This is a genomic window from Streptomyces sp. GbtcB7, assembly GCF_019091445.1.
Lineage (GTDB): Bacteria > Actinomycetota > Actinomycetes > Streptomycetales > Streptomycetaceae > Streptomyces > Streptomyces mirabilis.
Genome location: NZ_JAGXJM010000024.1, coordinates 1 through 19,260 on the forward strand (window position 1 = coordinate 1; position 19,260 = coordinate 19,260).

The 19,260-nt window shown below is 70.5% G+C and carries 17 protein-coding genes; 6 read left to right on the top strand and 11 right to left on the bottom strand.

Annotated features, from left to right (window positions below):
- From zwf to pgl, 3 genes are all read left to right on the top strand, one after another.
- A partial coding sequence (zwf, locus tag KVT44_RS33555; protein ID WP_217571069.1) for a glucose-6-phosphate dehydrogenase occupies positions 1-951 on the top strand: 951 nt, incomplete at its 5' end.
- On the top strand, positions 948-2,009 hold the full coding sequence (gene opcA, locus KVT44_RS33560; RefSeq protein WP_217571071.1) for a glucose-6-phosphate dehydrogenase assembly protein OpcA: 1,062 nt from the start codon (positions 948-950) through the stop codon (positions 2,007-2,009). The genes zwf and opcA, both read left to right, overlap by 4 nt.
- The gene (pgl, locus tag KVT44_RS33565) at positions 2,006-2,788 is read left to right on the top strand and encodes a 6-phosphogluconolactonase (protein WP_190170287.1); all 783 of its coding nucleotides are present in this window, start codon (positions 2,006-2,008) and stop codon (positions 2,786-2,788) included. Before opcA ends, pgl begins: the two co-directional genes overlap by 4 nt.
- Positions 2,789-2,878: 90 nt before the next feature.
- Here pgl and KVT44_RS33570 read toward each other — a convergent pair whose 3' ends face one another.
- The 5 genes from KVT44_RS33570 to KVT44_RS33590 form a co-directional block, all read right to left on the bottom strand.
- Positions 2,879-3,718, bottom strand: coding sequence for a carbohydrate ABC transporter permease (locus KVT44_RS33570; RefSeq protein ID WP_099923304.1), 840 nt, complete (start codon positions 3,716-3,718; stop codon positions 2,879-2,881).
- A complete protein-coding gene (locus KVT44_RS33575) occupies positions 3,715-5,073 on the bottom strand; it encodes an ABC transporter permease subunit (RefSeq protein WP_217571073.1) in 1,359 nt (452 codons plus the stop codon). Before KVT44_RS33575 ends, KVT44_RS33570 begins: the two co-directional genes overlap by 4 nt.
- Before the next feature lie 5 nt (positions 5,074-5,078).
- Complete coding sequence (locus KVT44_RS33580; protein WP_217571075.1) at positions 5,079-6,404, bottom strand: ABC transporter substrate-binding protein; 1,326 nt, start codon at positions 6,402-6,404, stop codon at positions 5,079-5,081.
- A 54-nt stretch (positions 6,405-6,458) separates the two neighbouring features.
- Positions 6,459-8,096, bottom strand: coding sequence for a glycoside hydrolase family 13 protein (locus KVT44_RS33585; protein WP_099923301.1), 1,638 nt, complete (start codon positions 8,094-8,096; stop codon positions 6,459-6,461).
- A 210-nt stretch (positions 8,097-8,306) separates the two neighbouring features.
- Complete coding sequence (locus KVT44_RS33590) at positions 8,307-9,578, bottom strand: ABC transporter substrate-binding protein (protein ID WP_217571077.1); 1,272 nt, start codon at positions 9,576-9,578, stop codon at positions 8,307-8,309.
- A gap of 188 nt (positions 9,579-9,766) precedes the next feature.
- On the opposite strand from KVT44_RS33590, the gene KVT44_RS33595 reads away from it, so the two are divergent.
- Genes KVT44_RS33595 through KVT44_RS33605 form a run of 3 tightly spaced genes read left to right on the top strand, consistent with a single transcriptional unit; the run spans position 9,767 to position 13,322 of the window.
- Positions 9,767-10,282, top strand: a complete 516-nt coding sequence (locus tag KVT44_RS33595) for a PadR family transcriptional regulator (RefSeq protein ID WP_075026242.1) — start codon at positions 9,767-9,769, stop codon at positions 10,280-10,282.
- Positions 10,279-11,025: an ABC transporter ATP-binding protein gene (locus KVT44_RS33600; RefSeq protein WP_217571079.1), complete on the top strand. Its 747-nt coding sequence runs from the start codon at positions 10,279-10,281 to the stop codon at positions 11,023-11,025. The genes KVT44_RS33595 and KVT44_RS33600 overlap by 4 nt, the downstream gene beginning before the upstream one ends.
- A gap of 5 nt (positions 11,026-11,030) precedes the next feature.
- Positions 11,031-13,322: an FtsX-like permease family protein gene (locus KVT44_RS33605; RefSeq protein WP_217571081.1), complete on the top strand. Its 2,292-nt coding sequence runs from the start codon at positions 11,031-11,033 to the stop codon at positions 13,320-13,322.
- Positions 13,323-13,328: 6 nt separating this feature from the next.
- Here KVT44_RS33605 and KVT44_RS33610 read toward each other — a convergent pair whose 3' ends face one another.
- The 6 genes from KVT44_RS33610 to tpiA all read right to left on the bottom strand — a co-directional run bounded on the left by KVT44_RS33610 (position 13,329) and on the right by tpiA (position 19,256).
- On the bottom strand, positions 13,329-14,264 hold the full coding sequence (locus tag KVT44_RS33610; RefSeq protein WP_217571083.1) for a hypothetical protein: 936 nt from the start codon (positions 14,262-14,264) through the stop codon (positions 13,329-13,331).
- A 101-nt stretch (positions 14,265-14,365) separates the two neighbouring features.
- Entirely contained in the window at positions 14,366-16,018 is a 1,653-nt protein-coding gene (gene pgi / locus KVT44_RS33615) for a glucose-6-phosphate isomerase (protein WP_190170283.1), read from the bottom strand.
- A 72-nt stretch (positions 16,019-16,090) separates the two neighbouring features.
- Positions 16,091-17,359 (bottom strand): MFS transporter, encoded by a 1,269-nt coding sequence (locus KVT44_RS33620; RefSeq protein WP_217571084.1) that lies wholly within the window; start codon positions 17,357-17,359, stop codon positions 16,091-16,093.
- Between the two features lie 186 nt (positions 17,360-17,545).
- Positions 17,546-17,881, bottom strand: coding sequence for an RNA polymerase-binding protein RbpA (locus KVT44_RS33625; RefSeq protein ID WP_075026247.1), 336 nt, complete (start codon positions 17,879-17,881; stop codon positions 17,546-17,548).
- Positions 17,882-18,117: 236 nt separating this feature from the next.
- Positions 18,118-18,354: a preprotein translocase subunit SecG gene (gene secG, locus KVT44_RS33630; RefSeq protein WP_006373292.1), complete on the bottom strand. Its 237-nt coding sequence runs from the start codon at positions 18,352-18,354 to the stop codon at positions 18,118-18,120.
- A 125-nt stretch (positions 18,355-18,479) separates the two neighbouring features.
- Entirely contained in the window at positions 18,480-19,256 is a 777-nt protein-coding gene (tpiA, locus tag KVT44_RS33635) for a triose-phosphate isomerase (protein ID WP_190170281.1), read from the bottom strand.
- Positions 19,257-19,260 lie beyond the last annotated feature (4 nt).

A 19,260-nucleotide genomic window follows, 5' to 3' on the forward strand; every position in this document is an offset into this window, starting at 1 on the left:
GACCAGGTCTTCCGCATCGACCACTACCTCGGCAAGGAGACCGTCCAGAACATCCTGGCGCTCCGCTTCGCCAACACCATGTTCGAGCCGATCTGGAACCGGTCCTTCGTCGACCACGTGCAGATCACCATGGCCGAGGACATCGGTATCGGCGGCCGGGCCGGCTACTACGACGGCATCGGCGCCGCCCGGGACGTCATCCAGAACCACCTCCTGCAGCTGATGGCCCTGACCGCCATGGAGGAGCCCTCCTCCTTCGACGCGGACGCCCTCGCCGCCGAGAAGACCAAGGTCCTCGGCGCGGTCCGGATCCCCCGGGACCTGGGCCGCGACACCGTCCGCGGGCAGTACGCGGCCGGCTGGCAGGGCGGCGAGAAGGCCGTCGGCTATCTCCAGGAAGACGGCATCGACCCCAAGTCGAAGACCGACACCTATGCCGCGATCAAGGTCGAGGTGGACAACCGCCGCTGGGCGGGCGTCCCCTTCTATCTGCGCACCGGCAAGCGGCTCGGCCGCCGCGTCACCGAGATCGCGGTGGTCTTCCAGCGCGCCCCGCACTCCCCGTTCGATCACACGGCGACGGAGGAGCTGGGCCAGAACGCGATCGTCTTCCGCGTCCAGCCCGACGAGGGCGTCACGGTCCGCTTCGGCTCCAAGGTGCCCGGCACCTCGATGGAGATCCGGGACGTCTCGATGGACTTCGCCTACGGCGAGTCCTTCACGGAGTCGAGCCCGGAGGCGTACGAGCGCCTGATCCTGGACGTCCTGCTGGGCGACTCGAACCTCTTCCCGCGCACCGAGGAGGTCGAGCTGTCCTGGAAGATCCTCGACCCGATCGAGCAGTACTGGGACAAGCACGGCAAGCCCGCGCAGTACCCCTCGGGCACATGGGGCCCCGTCGAGGCCGACGAAATGCTCGAGCGAGACGGACGGAGCTGGCGTCGCCCATGAAGATAGACCTCACGGACACCACGGCCAGCAAGATCAACAAGGCGCTGGTGCAGGGCCGCCGCGCCATCGGCACCCCCGCCGTGGGCATGGTGCTCACCCTCGTCATCGTCACCGACGAGGAGAACGCCTACGACGCCCTGAAGGCCGCCAACGAGGCGTCCCGCGAGCACCCCTCGCGCACCCTCGTGGTCATCAAGCGCGTCTCCCGCTCGCCCCGCGACCGCACGAAGTCCCGCATCGACGCCGAGGTGCGGGTCGGCGCGGACGCGGGCACCGGCGAGACGGTCGTGCTGCGGCTGTACGGCGAGGTCGCCGACCACGCCGACTCGGTCGTCCTGCCGCTGCTGCTGCCGGACGCGCCGGTCGTCGTCTGGTGGCCGGTGAGCGCGCCGCTCGACCCGGCCAGCGACCCGCTCGGAAAGCTGGCCCAGCGCCGCGTCACCGACACCTACGCCGCCGAGGCGCCCGTACGCGAGCTCAACGCGCGTGCCGACGCCTACACCCCTGGGGACACCGACCTCTCCTGGACCCGCATCACGCCCTGGCGCTCGATGCTGGCCGCCGCCCTCGACCAGGTCATCTGTGACGTGAACGCGGTCGAGGTGGAGGGCGAGGAGTTCAACCCGAGCGTGGAGCTGCTCGCCATGTGGCTCGCGGACCGGCTGGACGTCCCCGTCAAGCGGTCCAACTCCTCCGGCCCCGGCCTCACCGCCGTCCGTATGGAAACGAGCTGCGGCCCGATCGCGCTGGACCGCGCCGACGGCACCCTGGCGACCCTCTCCATCGAGGGCCAGCCCGACCGTGCGGTGGCGCTCAAGCGCCGCGACACCTCGGAGCTGATCGCGGAGGAGCTGCGCCGGCTCGACCCGGACGACACCTACGCGTCGGCGCTGCGGTACGGGGTGGACCGGCTGAACGGGGCGACGGCCGACGCCGTCGAGGAGCAGCCGGCCACGGCTAAGGCGGCCGTCAAGACCGCCGCCGCCAAGGCGCCCGCGAAGAAGGCCCCCGCGAAAACCGCCGCGAAGGCCCCTGCGAAGAAGGCGGCCTCCGAGTGAACACTCCGCAGCTCGTCGTGCACCGCGACAAGGAGCTGATGGCCCAGGCCGCCGCGGCCCGGCTGATCACCAAGGTCGTGGACGCGCAGGCCTCGCGCGGCTACGCCTCGGTGGTCCTCACCGGCGGGCGCAACGGCAACGGGCTCCTCGCGGCGCTCGCGGCCGCGCCCGCCCGGGACGCCATCGACTGGGGCCGTATCGACCTGTGGTGGGGTGACGAGCGGTTCCTGCCCGAGGGCGATGCGGACCGCAACGACACCCAGGCCCGTGCGGCACTGCTGGACTCGGTGCCGGTGGACCCCGCGCGCGTGCATCCGATGCCCGCGTCCGACGGTCCGTACGGTACCGACGTGGACGCGGCGGCGGAGGCGTACGCGGCCGAGCTCGCGAAGGCCGCGGGCCCCGAGAACCACGGTTCCGTGCCCTCGTTCGACGTCCTGATGCTGGGCGTCGGCCCGGACACCCACGTGGCCTCGCTCTTCCCGGAGCTGCCCGCGGTCCGTGAGACCGAGCGGACGGTGGTGGGCGTGCACGGCGCCCCCAAGCCCCCGCCGACCCGGGTCACGCTCACCCTGCCCGCGATCCGTTCCGCCCGTGAGGTCTGGTTGCTGGCGGCCGGCGAGGACAAGGCGCAGGCCGCGGCGATCGCCCTCTCGGGCGCGGGCGAGGTGCAGGCCCCGGCGGCCGGCGCCCACGGGCGCTCCCGCACCCTGTGGCTCCTGGACGCGGCGGCGGCCTCCCAGCTGCCGCGCTCGCTGTACCCGCCGGCTTCGGCCTGAGCCGTACCTGGGGCTCCGCCCCAGACCCCATTCGCGCAGTTCCCCGCACCCCTGAAAAGGGGCGCGGGGAACTGCGCGGTCTTTTGCCCCTCACTTCACCGACCCGGCCATCACCCCTTGCACGAAGTGCCGCTGGAACGCGAAGAACACCATCACCGGAACGATCAGCGACAGAAACGCCCCCGGCGCCAGCACATCGATGTTGCTGCCGAACTGCCGTATCTGGGACTGGAGTTCGACCGTCAGCGGCTGCGAGGAACTGTCGGCGAACAGCAGAGCGACCAGCATGTCGTTCCACACCCACAGGAACTGGAAGATGGCCAGGCTCGCGATGGCCGGGCGTCCGACCGGCAGCACCAGCTGGGTGAAGATGCGCCACTCGCTGCCGCCATCCATCCGGGCGGCCTCCAGCATCTCCTTCGGCATCTCCGCGAAGTAGTTGCGCAGCAGGAAGATGGCGAACGGCAGCCCGTAGGAGACGTGGAAGAGCACCACACCGGGAATCGTGCCGAACAGCCCCAGCGCGCCGAAGAGTTTGGCGACCGGCAGCAGCCCGATCTGGACCGGCACCACCAACAACGCCACCACGACAAGGAAGATCGTGTCCCGGAAGGGGAACTCCAGCCAGGCGAAGGCGTATCCGGCGAGCGCCGCGATCACCACGACGAGGACGGTGGCCGGCACGGAGATCAACACGGTGTTCCAGAACGCCCGCGTCATCCCCGCATTGCCCAGGAGGGCGGAGTAGTTGTCGAAGGAGAGCTGACCGGGGCGGGTCAGCGCCGTCCACCAGCCTCCCTCGGCGGTGTCCTGCGCCGAGCGCATCGAGGAGAGGAAGAGCCCTGCGAGCGGGGTGACCCAGACCAGGCCGACGATCACCAGGAACGCCTGCACCAGGCCGTTGCCGAGCCCCCGCCTGAGCGCGTTCATCGTTGACTCCTTCGGAAGCGGCGGACGTTGAAGACCATGGCGGGGACGACCAGGAGCAGGAGGAGCACACCGAGTGCGCTGCCCAGGCCCTGGTTGTTGCCGCCGCCGAAGGACACCAGCCACATCTGGGTGGCGAGCACGGTGGCGTCCTCCTGCACGGGGCCTGGCGCGATGATGTAGACGAGGTCGAAGACCTTCATCACGTTGATCACGAGCGTGACGAAGACCACGGTGAGCACGGGTGCCAGCAGCGGCACGGTGATCCGGCGGAAGATCTGCCACTCGTTGGCACCGTCCATCCGGGCCGCCTCCAGCGCGTCGCGCGGCAGGGCGGCGAGTCCGGCGCCGATCAGCACCATGGCGAAGCCGGTCCAGATCCACAGGTAGGCGCCGATGATGGCGGGGGTGACCAGCGCCGGACCGAGCCAGGACACACCGTCGTACGGCGGGCTGAAGTTCGACGCGGGCAGCCGCACGGTGTACGAGCCGGGGTCCAGCCCCAAGAAGCGGAAGGAGCCGTCGGCCGCGGTGCTCGTGCTCGCGACCGTCTTCCCGTCGCGCGCCGCCTCGACCTTCATCTCGGGCAGTCCGCTCTCCCCGCGGTCGACCTGGCCCTGTTTCCCTCCCCCGCCGGGTGTGAAGTCCAGGTAGACGACACCGCGCAGCTCGTCCCGGGCCGCCTTCTGCCCCGCGGCCGCGTAGGCGGACTTCGCGTCCTTCGGCAGGTCCTTGGGGAGGACGCCGACGAGCCCGAGGCCGACCGTGTGGCCGGGCGAGGCGGAGGCGGTCGTACGGTACGAGCCGTCGGCGCCCTTGGTGAGGCCTCGGCCGTCGCGGGCGCGGGCGGTCGGATAGGACGAGGTTCCCTCGAACGCGTCGTGGACGCCGACCACGGCGGCGTTCAGGACACCCTTGTCCGGGTCCTCGTCGTACGCGAGCCGGAAGATGATGCCGGCGGCCAGGAAGGAGACCGCCATGGGCATGAACAGCAGCAGCTTGAACGCGGTGGCCCAGCGGATCTTCTCGACCAGGACGGCGAGCACCAGGCCGAGCCCGGTGAGCAGCGTCGGCGCGACGACGACCCAGATGGCGCTGTTGCGTACGGCCTTGAGCGTGGCCGGGTCGCGGAACATCTCGGTGTAGTTGTCGCCGCCCACGAACCGGCTGCCGGAGGCGTCGAAGAAGCTGCGCCCCACGGAGAAGACCACGGGGTAGACGACGAGCGCGCCGAGCAGGAGCAGGGCGGGGAGGACGAAGACGAGGGCGGTGATCCGGCCGCGGCGCCTGGCGCGCCGTCTGTGGTCGGCCATGCCGACGGCCGGAGGGCTCGCCTCTTTCACGAGGGTGGCGGTCATGGCGATCAGCCCTGGTACGCCTTGGCCGCGGCCTTCTCCAGTTCGGCCGCGGTCGCCTTCGGGTCCGAGGGGTCACGGAGGAAGTCCTGGAGGATCTTCCACTCGCCGGCGCCCTTGGTGCCGCCGAACGCGGCGGGGGCCTGGTCGGACATGTCGAAGCGGACCGAATCCCCGGCGGCGACCAGGGACTTGGCGGTCTCGCGGGCGATGTCGTCGCTGTAGGAGGCGAGGTCGAGCTTCTTGTTCGGGGAGAGGAAGCCGCCCGCCCCGGCCCAGACGGCGGCCGCTTCGGGGGTCGCCAGGTACTCCAGGAACGTCATGGCGGCCTTCTGGTGCTTGCCGTCCTTGAGGACCACGGCCGCGTCGCCGCCGCTGACCACCGGCGCCTTGCCGCCGTCGACCGCGGGGAAGGGGAAGAAGTTCGCGTCCTGGCCGATCTTCTTGCCGAACTGGTCCTTGGCGACCCCGGCGACGAAGTCGCCCTCGTAGACCATGCCCGCCTCGGGCTTGGGTCCGAAGACCTTCTCGACGGAGCCGGGGAAGTCCGTGTTCAGGGCCCCCTTCTGGCCGCCGGCCATCAGTTGCTTGTCCTTGAAGAGCTTGCCGAGGGTGGTGAGCGCCTCGACCACGGTCGGGTCGGTCCACTTCAGCTGGTGGGCGGCCAGGGCGTCGTACTTCTCCGGTCCCGCCTGGGAGAGGTAGATGTTCTCGAACCAGTCGGTGAGGGTCCAGCCGTCCTGTCCGGCGACGGAGAAGGCGGCGAGTCCCGAGTCGGAGATGGTGTGTCCGGCCTTCAGCATGGCGTCGTACGTGGTCGGCGGCTTGACACCTGCCTGGTCGAGCGCGTCGGGGCTGTACCAGACGGTCGACTTGTGGGCGGCCTTGAAGTACAGGCCGTACAGGGTGTCGCCGACGCTGCCGTACTTCTTCCAGACGCTCGCGTAATCGGTGTCGACGGACTGTTCGGTGGTCTTGGAGAGCGGCTTGAGCCAGCCCTCCTTCGCGAACTGCTGGAGGACACCGACCTGCGGGACCATCACCACGTCGGGGGCGTTGCCGCCCTCGATCTTGCTGCCGACGACCGTGGAGACGTTGTCGCCGGTGGAGACGAACTGGGTCTTGGCTCCCGTCTTCGCGGTGAAGGCGTCCAGGACCTTCTGGAAGTTCTTCTGCTCGCTGCCGGACCAGACACCGGCCACGGTGATCGTCTGGCCGCTGAGCGACTTACCGCCGCCTCCGGCGGCTACGGGTCCGCCTCCGCAGGCGGTGGCACCGAGGGCCAGGGCGAGGGCGGTGCAGCTCGCGAGCAGGGTCGTACGTCGTCGCATCATCGTTGATGTCCCTTTCAGGGCAGGGGAATTGACGGAAACCGGAGGAGGGGACGGTCAGGGATTCGTGCAGTCGCTGATCCACCAGGCGGCGGTCGAACCGGGCAGCACGCCGGCCGGACAGGGGCCGCTGGACAGCAAGGGGGTGCCGGAGACCGGCGCGGGCGTGGGGGCCGTACCGAAGTTGACGGCGCACACCAGGCCGTCGCCGCGAACGAAGGCGAGGACGCCGGGCGGCGCCTGGAGCCAGCGCAGCGCGCCCTCGCCCAACTGAGGGAGTCCGGCGCGCAGCTGGAGCCCGTCGCGGTACAGGTGCCAGAAGGAGCGGGTGTCGGCGAGCGCGCGGTCGGTCGCGTACTCGGCGAAGTAGGCGGGCTGCGGCAGCCACGGCTTGGCGCTCTCCGCGCCCGAGGTGAAGCCGAACGGTGAGGCGTGCCCGGACCAGGGCAGCGGCACCCGGCAGCCGTCGCGGATACGGGCGCGGCTTCCTGTGCGGCGGAAGATCGGGTCGGTCAGCACGTCGTCGGGCAGGTCGACGACCTCGGGCAGCCCGAGCTCCTCGCCCTGGTAGATGTACGCGGCTCCGGGCAGCGCCAGCATCAGCAGTGCGGCGGCGCGGGCACGGGCCGTCCCGAGGCCGCTGCCCTCGGTGCCGAGCTCGCCGTAGCGGGTGACGGTGCGGACCTGGTCGTGGTTGTTGAGGACCCAGGTGACCGTCGATCCGGTGCCGGCGATGTCCTGCATGGCCTCGGAGATGACCTTGCGGAAGGCGTCGGCGTTCCAGGGCGCGCTGAGCAGGTCGAAGAAGAAGGCCTGGTGGAGCTCGTCGGGGCGTACGTACTGGGCGTGTTCGCGGGCCGTCGGTACCGAGACCTCGCCGACCAGCAGCCGGTCGCGGCCGTCGCGCCCGGTGTACTCCTCGCAGACGGACCGCCAGTGGCGCCACACGTCGTGCACCTCGGGTCGGTTCCAGGCGAGCGGGTTGACCGAGTCGCGGGTGCGGGCGTCGGCCTCCGGGTCGGGCGAGTCCGGCAGGTCGGGGTGCTTGAAGAGGCCGGCGGCGACGTCGATGCGGAAGCCGTCGACGCCCCGGTCGAGCCAGAACCGCAGCACGTGGTCGAAGTGCGCGCCGACCTCGGGGTTGCGCCAGTTCAGGTCGGGCTGCTCGGACGTGAACATGTGCAGGTACCACTGGCCGGGGTTGCCGTCCGCCTCGGTGACGCGGGACCAGGCGGGTCCGCCGAACATGGCGTGCCAGTTGTTGGGCGGCTCGGCGCCGTCGGGGCCACGTCCGTCGGCGAAGTGGAAGCGGGCGCGTGCCGCGCTGCCCGGCTCCGCCGCGAGCGCGGCACGGAACCACGGGTGCTCACTGGAGCAGTGGTTGGGGACGATGTCCAGGAGTACCTTGACGCCGAGCCGTCGGGCGTCGGTCATCAGCAGGTCGAACTCGGCGAGGTCGCCGAAGAGCGGGTCCACGTCGCAGTAGTCGGCGACGTCGTAGCCGTGGTCATGCTGCGGCGAGGGGTAGAAGGGGCTCAGCCAGATGCCGTCGACACCGAGCTTCTTGAGGTACGGCATGCCCGCGCGAACCCCGGCGAGATCGCCGATGCCGTCACCGGTGCTGTCCAGGAAGCTGCGGACGTACACCTGGTAGATCACTGCGTCGCGCCACCAGCGGTGTGTGTTGAGGGTCACCCGTTGGACCTGTCTGTGCGTGCCTGTGGTTATGCATGCATGTTAAGTAGGCGTGTCGCGCGGGTGTCAACGAGTAAGCAGCATCAACCGTGAAGTTGGGCAGTTATATGCAGACTTTTCGGGCACGAAACCCGGAGATGGGATGCTCCCGTTACTTAACAAGTAACTAGCAGGATGCCGACAGGGCACTGCCGAGGTGCTACCGGCGTGCTACCTGGGTGAAATGGCCGCCAGCTCGCGCGCCAGCCGCCGTACCGCCGCGGACGGCGTCTCGTGCCCCGTCATCGCGTCGTGGACCACGGCCTGAACGACCAGGCTGACCTGGTCGTAGCGCGGGCTCTTGGGGCGTGGGGCGGCCGCGAGGACGCTGGCGCGCAGCGTGGGCAGATAGGGGAACTCCCGGATCAGCTCCGGGTCCTGGTACAGCGCCGCCCGTACGGGCGGCAGCGCACCCTTGGTGAGGACCTGGCGCTGCGCCCGCTCGGTCGTGAGGTACGCGATCAGGCGCGCGGCCGAATCGGGGTGCCGCGCATGCGTGTTGACGGCCAGGTTGGAGCCGCCCAGCACGCTCGTGCCCGGTCCGTCGGGTCCGGGCAGGGGGACCGCGCCGACCTTCCCGGCGACCGCCGATCCCTTGCCTGAAGCACCGACGTAGGCGTAGGGCCAGTTGCGCAGAAAGAGGAGGTGGCCGTCTTGGAAGGCCTGTTTGGACTCCTCTTCCTTGTACGTCAGCGCCTTCTTCGCAATCCAGCCGTCACGCACGCCGTCGGCGAGGAACCCGATGCCCTCGCGGGCCGCCTCGGAGTTCACGGTGACGCGCTCGCCCTCGTCGCCGAGGATCGTGCCGCCCGCCGAGTAGACCGCCTCCGCCGCGTTCACGGTGAGACCTTCGTAAGGCAGGAACTGGCCGGCGTAGCCGTCGAGTCCGTACTTCGGGGCGATGGTCCTCGCCTGTCGCTCCAGCTCGGCCCAGGTCCGCGGCGGCGCGACGCCCTCTTTGGCGAGGACGTCCTTGCGGTACAGGAGGAGTCCCGCGTTGGTGACGTAGGGGACCGCGTACAGCCTTCCGTCGTACGTCGCCGTGTCCACGACCGGCGGCAGGAAGCTGTGGAGCGGGAAGCGGCCGCGGTCCAGCGGAGAGATCCAGCCAGCGGCGGCGAACTCCGAGGTCCAGGCGACGTCGATGTTGAGGACGTCGAAGCGGCTTCTGCCACCGCCGCGCAGGTCGGTCGTCATCTGCGCGTGCGTCTCGTCGGCGGAGTCCGGGAGTTCGACGAGGGTGACCCTCTCGCCGGGGTGGGTACGGTTCCACCCTTCGAGCAGTGGCCCCAGATAGCCGGTGAGGTCCCCCGCGGTCGCCAGGGTGAGCGGGCCGCGACCGGTGCCGTGCGCCCCGTCGGCGGGGGTGCCCGAGGCGACGTAACCGGTCAGGACCACCGCCGCGACCAGGAGGCCCCTACCGGCGGCACGTATCCACCGCATAGGTTCCTCCCTGTACACCGGCGTCGGGCACCTTCGCCCGGCGTCAGTGGCCATGTATACCTGTTAGGTATGGGCGATACTAGGGCCTGCGACACATTGGCCTCCGGCCGCATCGACCGGGCAACGGCCTGACATCGGTATGACATCGGTCTGCGGCACATGACAAGGATGCGGGGAGGAGAGCACGGGTGCGGCTGCCCCTCCTGGCCCTGCTGGCGCGAGGCCCGGCCCACGGGTACGAGCTCAAGCAGGACCTTGAGCAACTGCTGGGCTCCGCGTACCCTCAGCCCAACGTCGGCCAGATCTACGTCACGCTCGGCCGCCTCGAGAAGGCGGGACTGATCGAGGGCGAGGAAGTCGAGCAGTCGAGCCGGCCCAACAAGAAGATCTACCACCTCACCGACACCGGGCGCGAGGCGCTGCAGGCCTGGTACCAGGAGACGGCGGACGAGCCCCGGGTACGGGACGAGTTCTTCATGAAACTCGCGCTCGCCCCGACGACCGGCCTGGCCGACCAGATCGCCCTGATCAACAGGCAGCGGCGGCAGTATCTGAACACCATGCGCAACCTGTCGAAGCTCGCCGCGGCCGAGGACCGGGACAACCGCATCTCCCAGCTGCTGATCGAGGGCGCCATGCTGCACCTGCAGGCCGATCTGGACTGGCTGGAGCGCTGCCAGGAGGAACTGGAGGAGCTGGAATGAGCCACACCGGTCCTTTGCTGCGCGCCGAGGGCCTGGTCAAGACCCACTACGGCGAGGGCGCCCCGGCGTATGCCGTGCGTGGAGTGGATCTTGCCGTGCGCCAGGGCGAGTTCGTCGCCGTCACCGGCCCGTCCGGCGCCGGCAAGTCGACGCTGCTGCACCTCCTCGGCGGCCTCCAGCGGCCCGACTCCGGCAGCGTCTGGCTGGACGCCGAATGCACGGACGCGTACAGCGAGGCGCGCTGGGCGGTGGAACGGCGACGGCGCATCGGCATCGTCTTCCAGTTCTTCAACCTGGTCTCCAACCTGTCGGTCGCCGACAACGTGGAGCTGCCCGCCCTGCTCGCCGGGGTCTCCCCCAAGCAGGCGCGCGCCGAGCGCGAGCTGCTGCTGTCCGAGCTGGGCCTGGCGGGCAAGGGACGCAGCATGCCGGGTGAGCTGTCCGGCGGCGAACAGCAGCGCGTCGCCCTGGCCCGGGCGCTGGTCAACCATCCGTCCCTGCTGCTGGCCGACGAACCCGCGGGCAGCCTGGACAGCAAGGGCACCCGCGAGGTGATGCGGCTGCTGTCCCGCTTCCACCAGCGCGGTCAGACCATCGTGCTCGTCACCCACGACGCCCGGCTCGCCAGCGCCGCGGACCGCGTGATCAGCTTCTTCGACGGCCGCATCGCCGACGACGCGGAACTCGACGGCACGCCGTCACGCGGCGCCGGGATATCCGGCGTGCTGGAACTGAGGGACTGAGCGGCGTGCGGGCCACTCTGCGCTGGGCGCATGCCGATCTGCGCACGCATCGGGGCGAGGCGCTGTTCATCGTGCTCGCCACCGCGGGAATCGTCACCTCGCTGCTGCTCGCCGCGGCACTCTTCGGATACGCGACGAACCCCTGGCAGCGCGTCTTCACTCAGTCGCACGGCGCCCATGTGTGGATCCACACCGGCGCGTCCGCCGACGCCGGGCGGCTCGCGCGGCTGGACGGCGTCGAGTCCGTGGCGGGCCCGTACCGCACCGCGTCCGCCACCGTCGAGTCCCGCGGCACCCGTGCCTCCGTCGAGCTGCGCGGCGCCGTCGAGCCGCCCGCCACCGGTCGGCCGCTGCTCGTCTCCGGTCACTGGCTCGACCACGCCCGGCCCGACGGAGTCGTCCTGGAGGAAAGCCTCGCCCGCGCGCTGTGGGCCGAGCCCGGGGACACCCTCACCGTGCCCGGCACCGCACGCACCCTGACCGTCCTGGGCGTGTCCGACAGCGCCGAGCCCCGCTACCGCCCCGGCGAGCGGTCGGGGGTCGTCTGGGCGCTGCCCTCCGCGGTGCGGGGCGCGGACGGACGTACGGGCCAGGTCATCGGTCTGCGCCTGACCGATCCCGGCGACACGGACTACGCCGTGCAGCGCGCGGTGACGACGCTCGGTTCCGGCGCGGTCACCCAGGTGTCGAACTGGCAGCAGGCCCGCGCCGAGGCCCAGGGCGACAACCGGCTGCTGGGACAGGTCCTTGGCCTGTTCGGCCTCGGCGCGCTCCTCGCCGCCGCGCTCGCCGTGTACGGCGCGATCGGCACCCGTATCCGCGGCCACCTGCGGGACATCTCGGTCCTGAAGGCGATCGGGTTCACGCCCGGCCAGGTGGTGCGCATCTTCCTGATCCAGCACGTGGTGTACGCGTCGCTGGGCGCCCTGGTGGCCGCCACGCTCACCCAGGCGCTGGGGAGCCGGATCCCCGGCCGCCTCGGCGACGCCCTGGGCGTCTGGCAGGGACTGCCCGGGCACACCGCGGCCCTGTTGGCGGTACCGGTGGCCGCGGTGCTCTTCATCGGCGCGACGACCGGGATCGCCGCGTGGCGGGCGGGCCGGGTGCCCCCCGTGCCGGTGCTGCGGGCCGCGGCACCCCCGGCCGGCCGCCTGTCGGGCGTGGCCCGCCGGGCGCTCGCACTGCGGCTGCCCCCCGCCCTCGTGCTGGGCTGGCACCAGGCCTTCCCGCGGCGACCGCGCTCGCTGGCCACGGTCGCCCGGCTCGCCCTGCCACTGCTGCTGATCGTGGTCGCGCTGAGCGCCTGGACCACCATCGACCGCTTCCACAGCGAACCCGAGCGGATCGGCCTCGCGGCCGCGCTCACGGCACACCCGGACGAGAGCCTCGGCGATCCGGCAGCCCGCGCCCTGCTCGCCCGGAACGCACAGGTCACCGCCGTGCACCCGGGCGCCGAGGTGGCCGCTCTGGTTCCGGGCCAGACGGCGACGATCGCACTGCGCGGGCTCGGCACGCACCAGGACCCGTACCCGTTCTCGCTGGCCGAGGGCCGCCCGGCCCGCGGGCCCGACGAGGCGGTGGCCGGTCAGGGGCTGCTCGACCTGCTGGACGTGCGCGTCGGGGACTGGGTGCGGATGACCGTCGGCGCGCGCCCGCAGATCCTGCACATCGTCGGTCGCAGCATCGAGCCGGAGAACGGCGGCCGCGTCATCTCCACCTCGCTCGACACCCTGCGCGAGAACGACCCGGAGCTCCGCCCGACCCTCTACCAGCTCCAGTTGCGCCCCGGCGCCGACCCGGGCAAGGTCGCCGCCGAGCTGACCGCGGCCGGGCACGGGCACCTGGACGTGCACGCCGTGACCAACCCGGCCGACGGTCTCTCGCCGCTGCGCGGCGTCGTCGTCGGGCTGATCGCCGTACTGGCCCTCATCGGGCTCATTGAGCTGCTGACCGCGGTCGGCGGCACCGTGCGCGAGGGCGAACGGGATCTGCTGGCGCTCAAGGCCATCGGGCTGTCCCCGCGGCAGATCACGGCGGTCACCGTCACGGCCACCGCCTGCACCGCGCTGGCAGCGGTCCTCGCGGGTACGGCGCTGGGGCTGCCTCTGGCGCACTGGCTGATCGACGTCCAGGGGAAGTCGAGCGGGATCGGCGCCGGTATCGCCCGGGGGCCGTCGCCCCTCCTGCTGTCCCTGTTCGGTCTGGCCGCGGTCCTGGGCGCCGCCGCCCTCGCCGCGCTCCCCGCGGGCCGCGCCGCCCGACGACGGCTCGCGGACACCCTGAGCGCGGTGGCCTGATCACGGTCAGGGCCCGTACGGGTTCCCCTGGTTGTACGGGTTCGGGTTCGGCGGCGCGTACGGGTGCTGCGGCGGGTACGGGCTCGGCGGGGCGTACGGGTGCTGCGGCGGATACGGGTACTGCGGGCCCGGCGCGTAGAGGTTCCCCTGCGGCGGCACGAACCCCGTGTTCGGCCCGTACGCCGACGGCGCGGGAAGCGGCGGCAACGTGGCGGGGTGCGCGCCCAGCCGAATCCCGTAGCGGCGGCGGAGCCGGTTCATCTCCAGGAAGGCTATGGCCGTGACCGTCACCGGCGCGCCCAGAATGAAGACGATGCCCATCGTGAAGCTGAGCCCGTGCAGGTCACCCGTGACCAGGTCGGGAATGGCCATCAGCCAGGTCGTCACCATGGCGAGCAGCGGCGGCAGGCAGCGGTGGACGGCGGCGGAGCCGAAGAAGTTCCCGGACAGCTGCACGGCTCCGTAGGCCAGGAATCCGGTCATCCAGAGCGCGGTGAAACCGAGCACCACCAGCATGATGCCGCCGAGCGAGGTGGACAGCTGCCACAAGAACACCGTCGCCACGACCATGCCGATGAAGAGCAGCAACAGCTTGAGCGAGTTGAAGAGAGGCACGCGCAGCTGGCGGATCCTCCCGGTGCGCCGCCAGACGAAGAGCATCACGCCCACCGTCGTGGGCGTGATGAACAGCAGGACGACGGCCGCCGTCAGCATGTTCTGCAGAACCTCGGTGAAGTCGAACTTGCCCTGCACGAAGGTGTACACGCCGAACGCCGCGACCGCCCCGGCAATGACACGCACACGCTTGAGCCGCTCCACGGACGGATCGACCGACGCCGGAATCCACACGGGGTGGAACACCGCCTGCGCCACGGCCTTGGGTTGCAGAATCGACCTCGCCGACAGCGTGCCGCTCAGCCATCTTCCTCGCGAACCAGTCAACTTCCGCTCCCCCGAGCCTTCATCCGCATGATCGCCCGGGAGTCTACGGGAAGCGGGCGGACTCCCACCGCCCGCTTTCCGTGACCCACGCGCGTCCGTGCCTACCGGCCGCGCAGCTCCCGGTACTTCGCGACGAGCGCCTTCGTCGACTCGTCCAGGCCCGGCACGTCCGCACCCTCGGTCAGCGCCGGTTCGACGCGCTTGGCGAGGACCTTGCCGAGCTCGACACCCCACTGGTCGAAGGAGTCGATGTTCCAGACCGCGCCCTGGACGAACACCTTGTGCTCGTAGAGGGCGACCAACTGGCCGAGCACCGAGGGCGACAGCTCCTTCGCGAGGATCGTCGTCGTCGGGTGATTGCCCTTGAACGTCTTGTGCGGGACCAGTTCCTCGGCCACACCTTCGGCGCGCACCTCGTCGGGTGTCTTGCCGAAGGCGAGGGCCTGGGTCTGCGCGAAGAAGTTCGCCATCAGCAGGTCGTGCTGGGCGACCAGGCCCGGCAGCAGATCGGCGACCGGCTCGGCGAAGCCGATGAAGTCCGCCGGGATCAGCTTCGTGCCCTGGTGGATGAGCTGGTAGTAGGCGTGCTGCCCGTTGGTGCCGGGCGTCCCCCACACGACCGGGCCGGTCTCCCACTCCACGTCGTGCCCGTCGCGCTCCACGGACTTGCCGTTGGACTCCATGTCCAGCTGCTGCAGATACGCCGTGAACTTGGACAGGTAGTGCGAGTACGGCAGTACGGCGTGCGACTGGGCGTTGTGGAAGTTGCCGTACCAGATGCCCAACAGGCCCATCAGCAGCGGCACATTGGTCTCGGCGGGCGCGGTGCGGAAGTGCTCGTCGACGAGGTGGAACCCGTCGAGCATCTCCCGGAAGCGGTCCGGCCCGATCGCGATCATCAGGGACAGACCGATCGCGGAGTCGTACGAGTACCGTCCGCCGACCCAGTCCCAGAACTCGAACATGTTGGCGGTGTCGATACCGAAGTCGGCGACCTTCTCGGCGTTGGTCGACAGCGCCACGAAGTGCTTGGCCACGGCGTCCTGACCGGCCTTCAGCTCGGTCAGCAGCCAGTTGCGCGCGGAGGTCGCGTTGGTGATCGTCTCGATGGTGGTGAACGTCTTCGAGGCGATGATGAACAGTGTCTCGGCCGGGTCGAGGTCGCGGACGGCCTCGTGCAGGTCTGCACCGTCCACGTTCGACACGAAGCGGACCGTGAGGTCGCGGTCGGTGAAGGAGCGCAGCACCTCGTACGCCATCGCCGGGCCGAGGTCGGAGCCGCCGATGCCGATGTTCACGACGTTCTTGATGCGCTGACCGGTGTGGCCGGTCCACGCGCCGGAGCGGACCCGCTCGGCGAAGTCGGCCATCTTGTCGAGCACGGCGTGCACGGCCGGGACGACGTTCTCCCCGTCGACCTCGATCACCGCGTCGCGCGGGGCGCGCAGCGCCACGTGGAGCACGGCCCGGTTCTCGGTGACGTTGATCTTCTCGCCGCGGAACATGGCGTCCCGCAGCCCGAAGACGTCGGTCGCCGCTGCCAGCTCGCGCAGCAGCCGCACCGTCTCGTCGGTGACCAGGTGCTTGGAGTAGTCGACGTGCAGATCGCCGACCTGGAGGGTGTACCCGGTTCCGCGCCCGGGGTCGGTTGCGAACAGGTCCCGCAGATGGGTCTCCGCGAGCTCCTCGCGGTGCTTGGCCAGAGCGGTCCACTCGGGCGTCTGGTTGAGCCTGGCACGGCTGTCTGCGTTCATCTCTGGCTTCCGCCTTCTTTCCTGCGTGTGCTGCTGCTTGCCTCGCCCCACTGCCGGTCCCAACCTAATTGATCAGGGCTTGACGTGAGCTGTCGTAGCGCCGTCGTCCGGCTCAACAACAGATACGTCCGGCAGATGCGCGGGTATCAGCGAGGTGACGGCGAGCCCGAAGAGGACGGCCGCGAACAGCGCGGGTCCGTTCAGCCCGTAGGCACCCGCCACGGCGCCGCCGAGCAGGGCGCCGACCGGGGCCCCGGAGGTGGAGGCGGTGCGGAACGCGGCGCTGACGCGGCCCACCATGGCTGCCGGGCTGCGCTGCTGCATCAGCGTGACCTGGTTGACGTTCCACACCATGCCCATCAGTCCGAGCAGTGCCATGCCCGCGAGGAGTGCACCCAGGTGGCGGACGGTGCCGAGGAGTACCAGGGCCGCCGTCTGGACGCATCCGCACAGGAGCAGGCTCCGTACCCGCCCGATCCGGCGCGCGATCCACTGGGCCGGCACTCCCCCGGCCAGGGATCCGGCCGAGTAGGCCGTCATCGCGGCCGCGAAGCCCGCGTTTCCCCCGTGCAGCCAGCCGGTCACGTGCAGGACCAGCGTGGCGATCAGGGCGCCCATGCCGATGTTGCACAGCAGTGTGGCCGTGCAGACCGCGCGCAGCACCCTGTCGTGCCACAGGGTGCGCACTCCTTCGGCCACCTCCGCCCTCAGGGTGCTCCCGGCGGGCCGGGGCTCCCGCTCGGGCGCCCGGATCCGCAGGGAGGCCACGAGGGCCGCGGCCAGCAGATAGGTGACCGCGTCGGCCGCGAACGGCGCGGCGGCCCCGAGGATGAGCAGCAGCGGCACGAAGGGACCGGCCAGGAAGCCGCCGGCGAGCTGCTGGCCGGTCATCAGCCTGGCATTGGCGCTGCCCAGGGTCTCTTTGTCGACCAGGGAGGGCAGCAGGGCCGTGGACGCGTTGTCGAACAGCGTCTGGAGGGTGGTCAGGGCGAAGGCGAGCGCGATCAGCAGGCCGATCGTGGCGTGGCCGAGCCCGACGGCGAGGGCGAAGCAGGCCACCAGCCCGCCGCGTACGGTGTCGACGGTCCACATCGCCCGCCGCTGGTCCACCCGGTCCGCGACCGCGCCGCCCAGCAGCCCGAAGAGGAGCCAGGGGAGGTAGCCGCAGGCCGTGACGGAGGCGATGACGAGCGGATCGTCCGTGAGCCGCACGGCGAGCAGCGGCAGCGCGGCGGTGCGCAGGGCGTCCCCGAAGCGCGAGACCACCGCCGCGCTCCACAGCCGCCCGAATCCCCCGCGCCACGCGGGTGCCCGCACCCCCGCCGCCTCGACCGTCGTCACAAAGCCCCCTCTGGTTCCGCCATTTCAAGAACGGTAGAGGGCACCACTGACAATCGACTCGCGACGGCGCCGCGGACGCTCCGCGACCGGGTCGGCACGGCGACCCGCCCCGGCGGCGCCCGTGCGCGACCCGGTGTGCGAAACACGTCCGGCCAGGCACCTCGGTGCCCGGCCGGTTCTCAACTCCTAGATTTCGCCCCGCAGTTTGGCGAGCGCCTCGGCGAGGATGGCCTCGCCGTCCGCGTCGCTGCGTCGCTCCCGTACATACGCGAGGTGCGTCTTGTACGGCTCGGTGCGCGGCGGGTCCGGCGGGTTGTCCTGGTCCTGTCCGGCGGGAAAGCCGCAGCGCGGGCAGTCCCAGGTCTCGGGAACCTGCGCGTCGCTGGCGAAGCTGGGCACCGTCTCGTGCCCGTTGGAGCACCAGAAGGAGATGCGCAGCCGCGGCGCGGACTCGCCACGCTCGGCCTCGCCCATCGGCCCCGCCCCGACCCGGCTTCCTCGGATCGCGTTGCCACTTGCCACGGTCGTAACTCCCTGCGTGATGGTGCCGCGAAGCGAGTCGGCGTGACGCTTCGCTGCGAGCGCCTCAGTCTACGTAAGGCCCAACGCGCGTCCAGTGATTGGAGTTACACCCCGGCCCCTAGACGCAAGCCCCATGATAGGCCGCGCCTGGGGGCGCGTACCGGACATGGGGCCTTACGTGCGGATTGTGCTTGCGTAATGTGCAGTTGTGCTGCTGTACCGATGCCGGTCGGTGATCAGTTGTTGACCTTCATCAGGATGCCGAGCACGACAATGGACGCGAACCAGAGCAGACCGATCACCACGGTGATGCGGTCGAGGTTGCGCTCGGCGACCGAGGAGCCACCGACGGACGACTGCATGCCGCCACCGAACATGTCGGAGAGACCGCCGCCCTTCCCCTTGTGCATCAGCACCAGCAGCATCAGCAGCAGGCTGAAGACGATCAGGGCGATCGAGAACCCCAAAACCACGGCTGGACCAACTTCCTCGGAACTGAATGGACGACGGGGGCCGAAGCCTACTGGGTGAGCACCTCAAGCCCACTCCGAAGGCCGCGACCCCCGCAAGGGTACGACGAATCGCCGCTAGCGCATACTTACTGGTCGCGGAAGCGGACGATCTTGACGAACTCGTCGGCGTCCAGAGAGGCACCGCCGACCAGGGCGCCGTCGATGTCGGGCTTCGCCATGATCTCCGCGACATTGCCGGACTTCACGGAGCCGCCGTACTGGATGCGGACCTGGTCGGCCACTTCCTGGGAGTACAGCTCGGCCAGCCGGGCACGGATCGCCGCGCAGACCTCCTGGGCGTCGTCGGAGCCGCAGACCTTGCCGGTGCCGATGGCCCAGACCGGCTCGTACGCGATCACGATCGACTCGGCCTGCTCGGCCGGGACGTCCTTGAGACCGCCGTCGACCTGGGAGAGCGTGTGCGCGACGTGGTTGCCCGCCTCACGGATGGCCAGCTCCTCGCCGACGCACAGGATCGGGGTCAGGCCGTGCTTGAAGGCGGCCTTGATCTTGGCGTTGACGATCTCGTCGGTCTCGTTGTGGTACTGCCGGCGCTCGGAGTGGCCGATCGCCACGTACGTGCACTTCAGCTTGGACAGCATCGGGCCCGAGATCTCGCCGGTGTAGGCACCGGAGTCCTGCGCCGAGAGGTCCTGCGCGCCGTACTTGATCTTGAGCTTGTCGCCGTCGACGAGGGTCTGCACGGAGCGCAGGTCGGTGAAGGGCGGCAGGACGGCGACCTCACAGGCCTCGTAGTCCTTGTCGGCCAGGGCGAAGGCGAGCTTCTGGACGTGCGCGATGGCCTCGAGGTGGTTGAGGTTCATCTTCCAGTTGCCCGCCATCAGCGGCATACGGGTCGTCATGCGG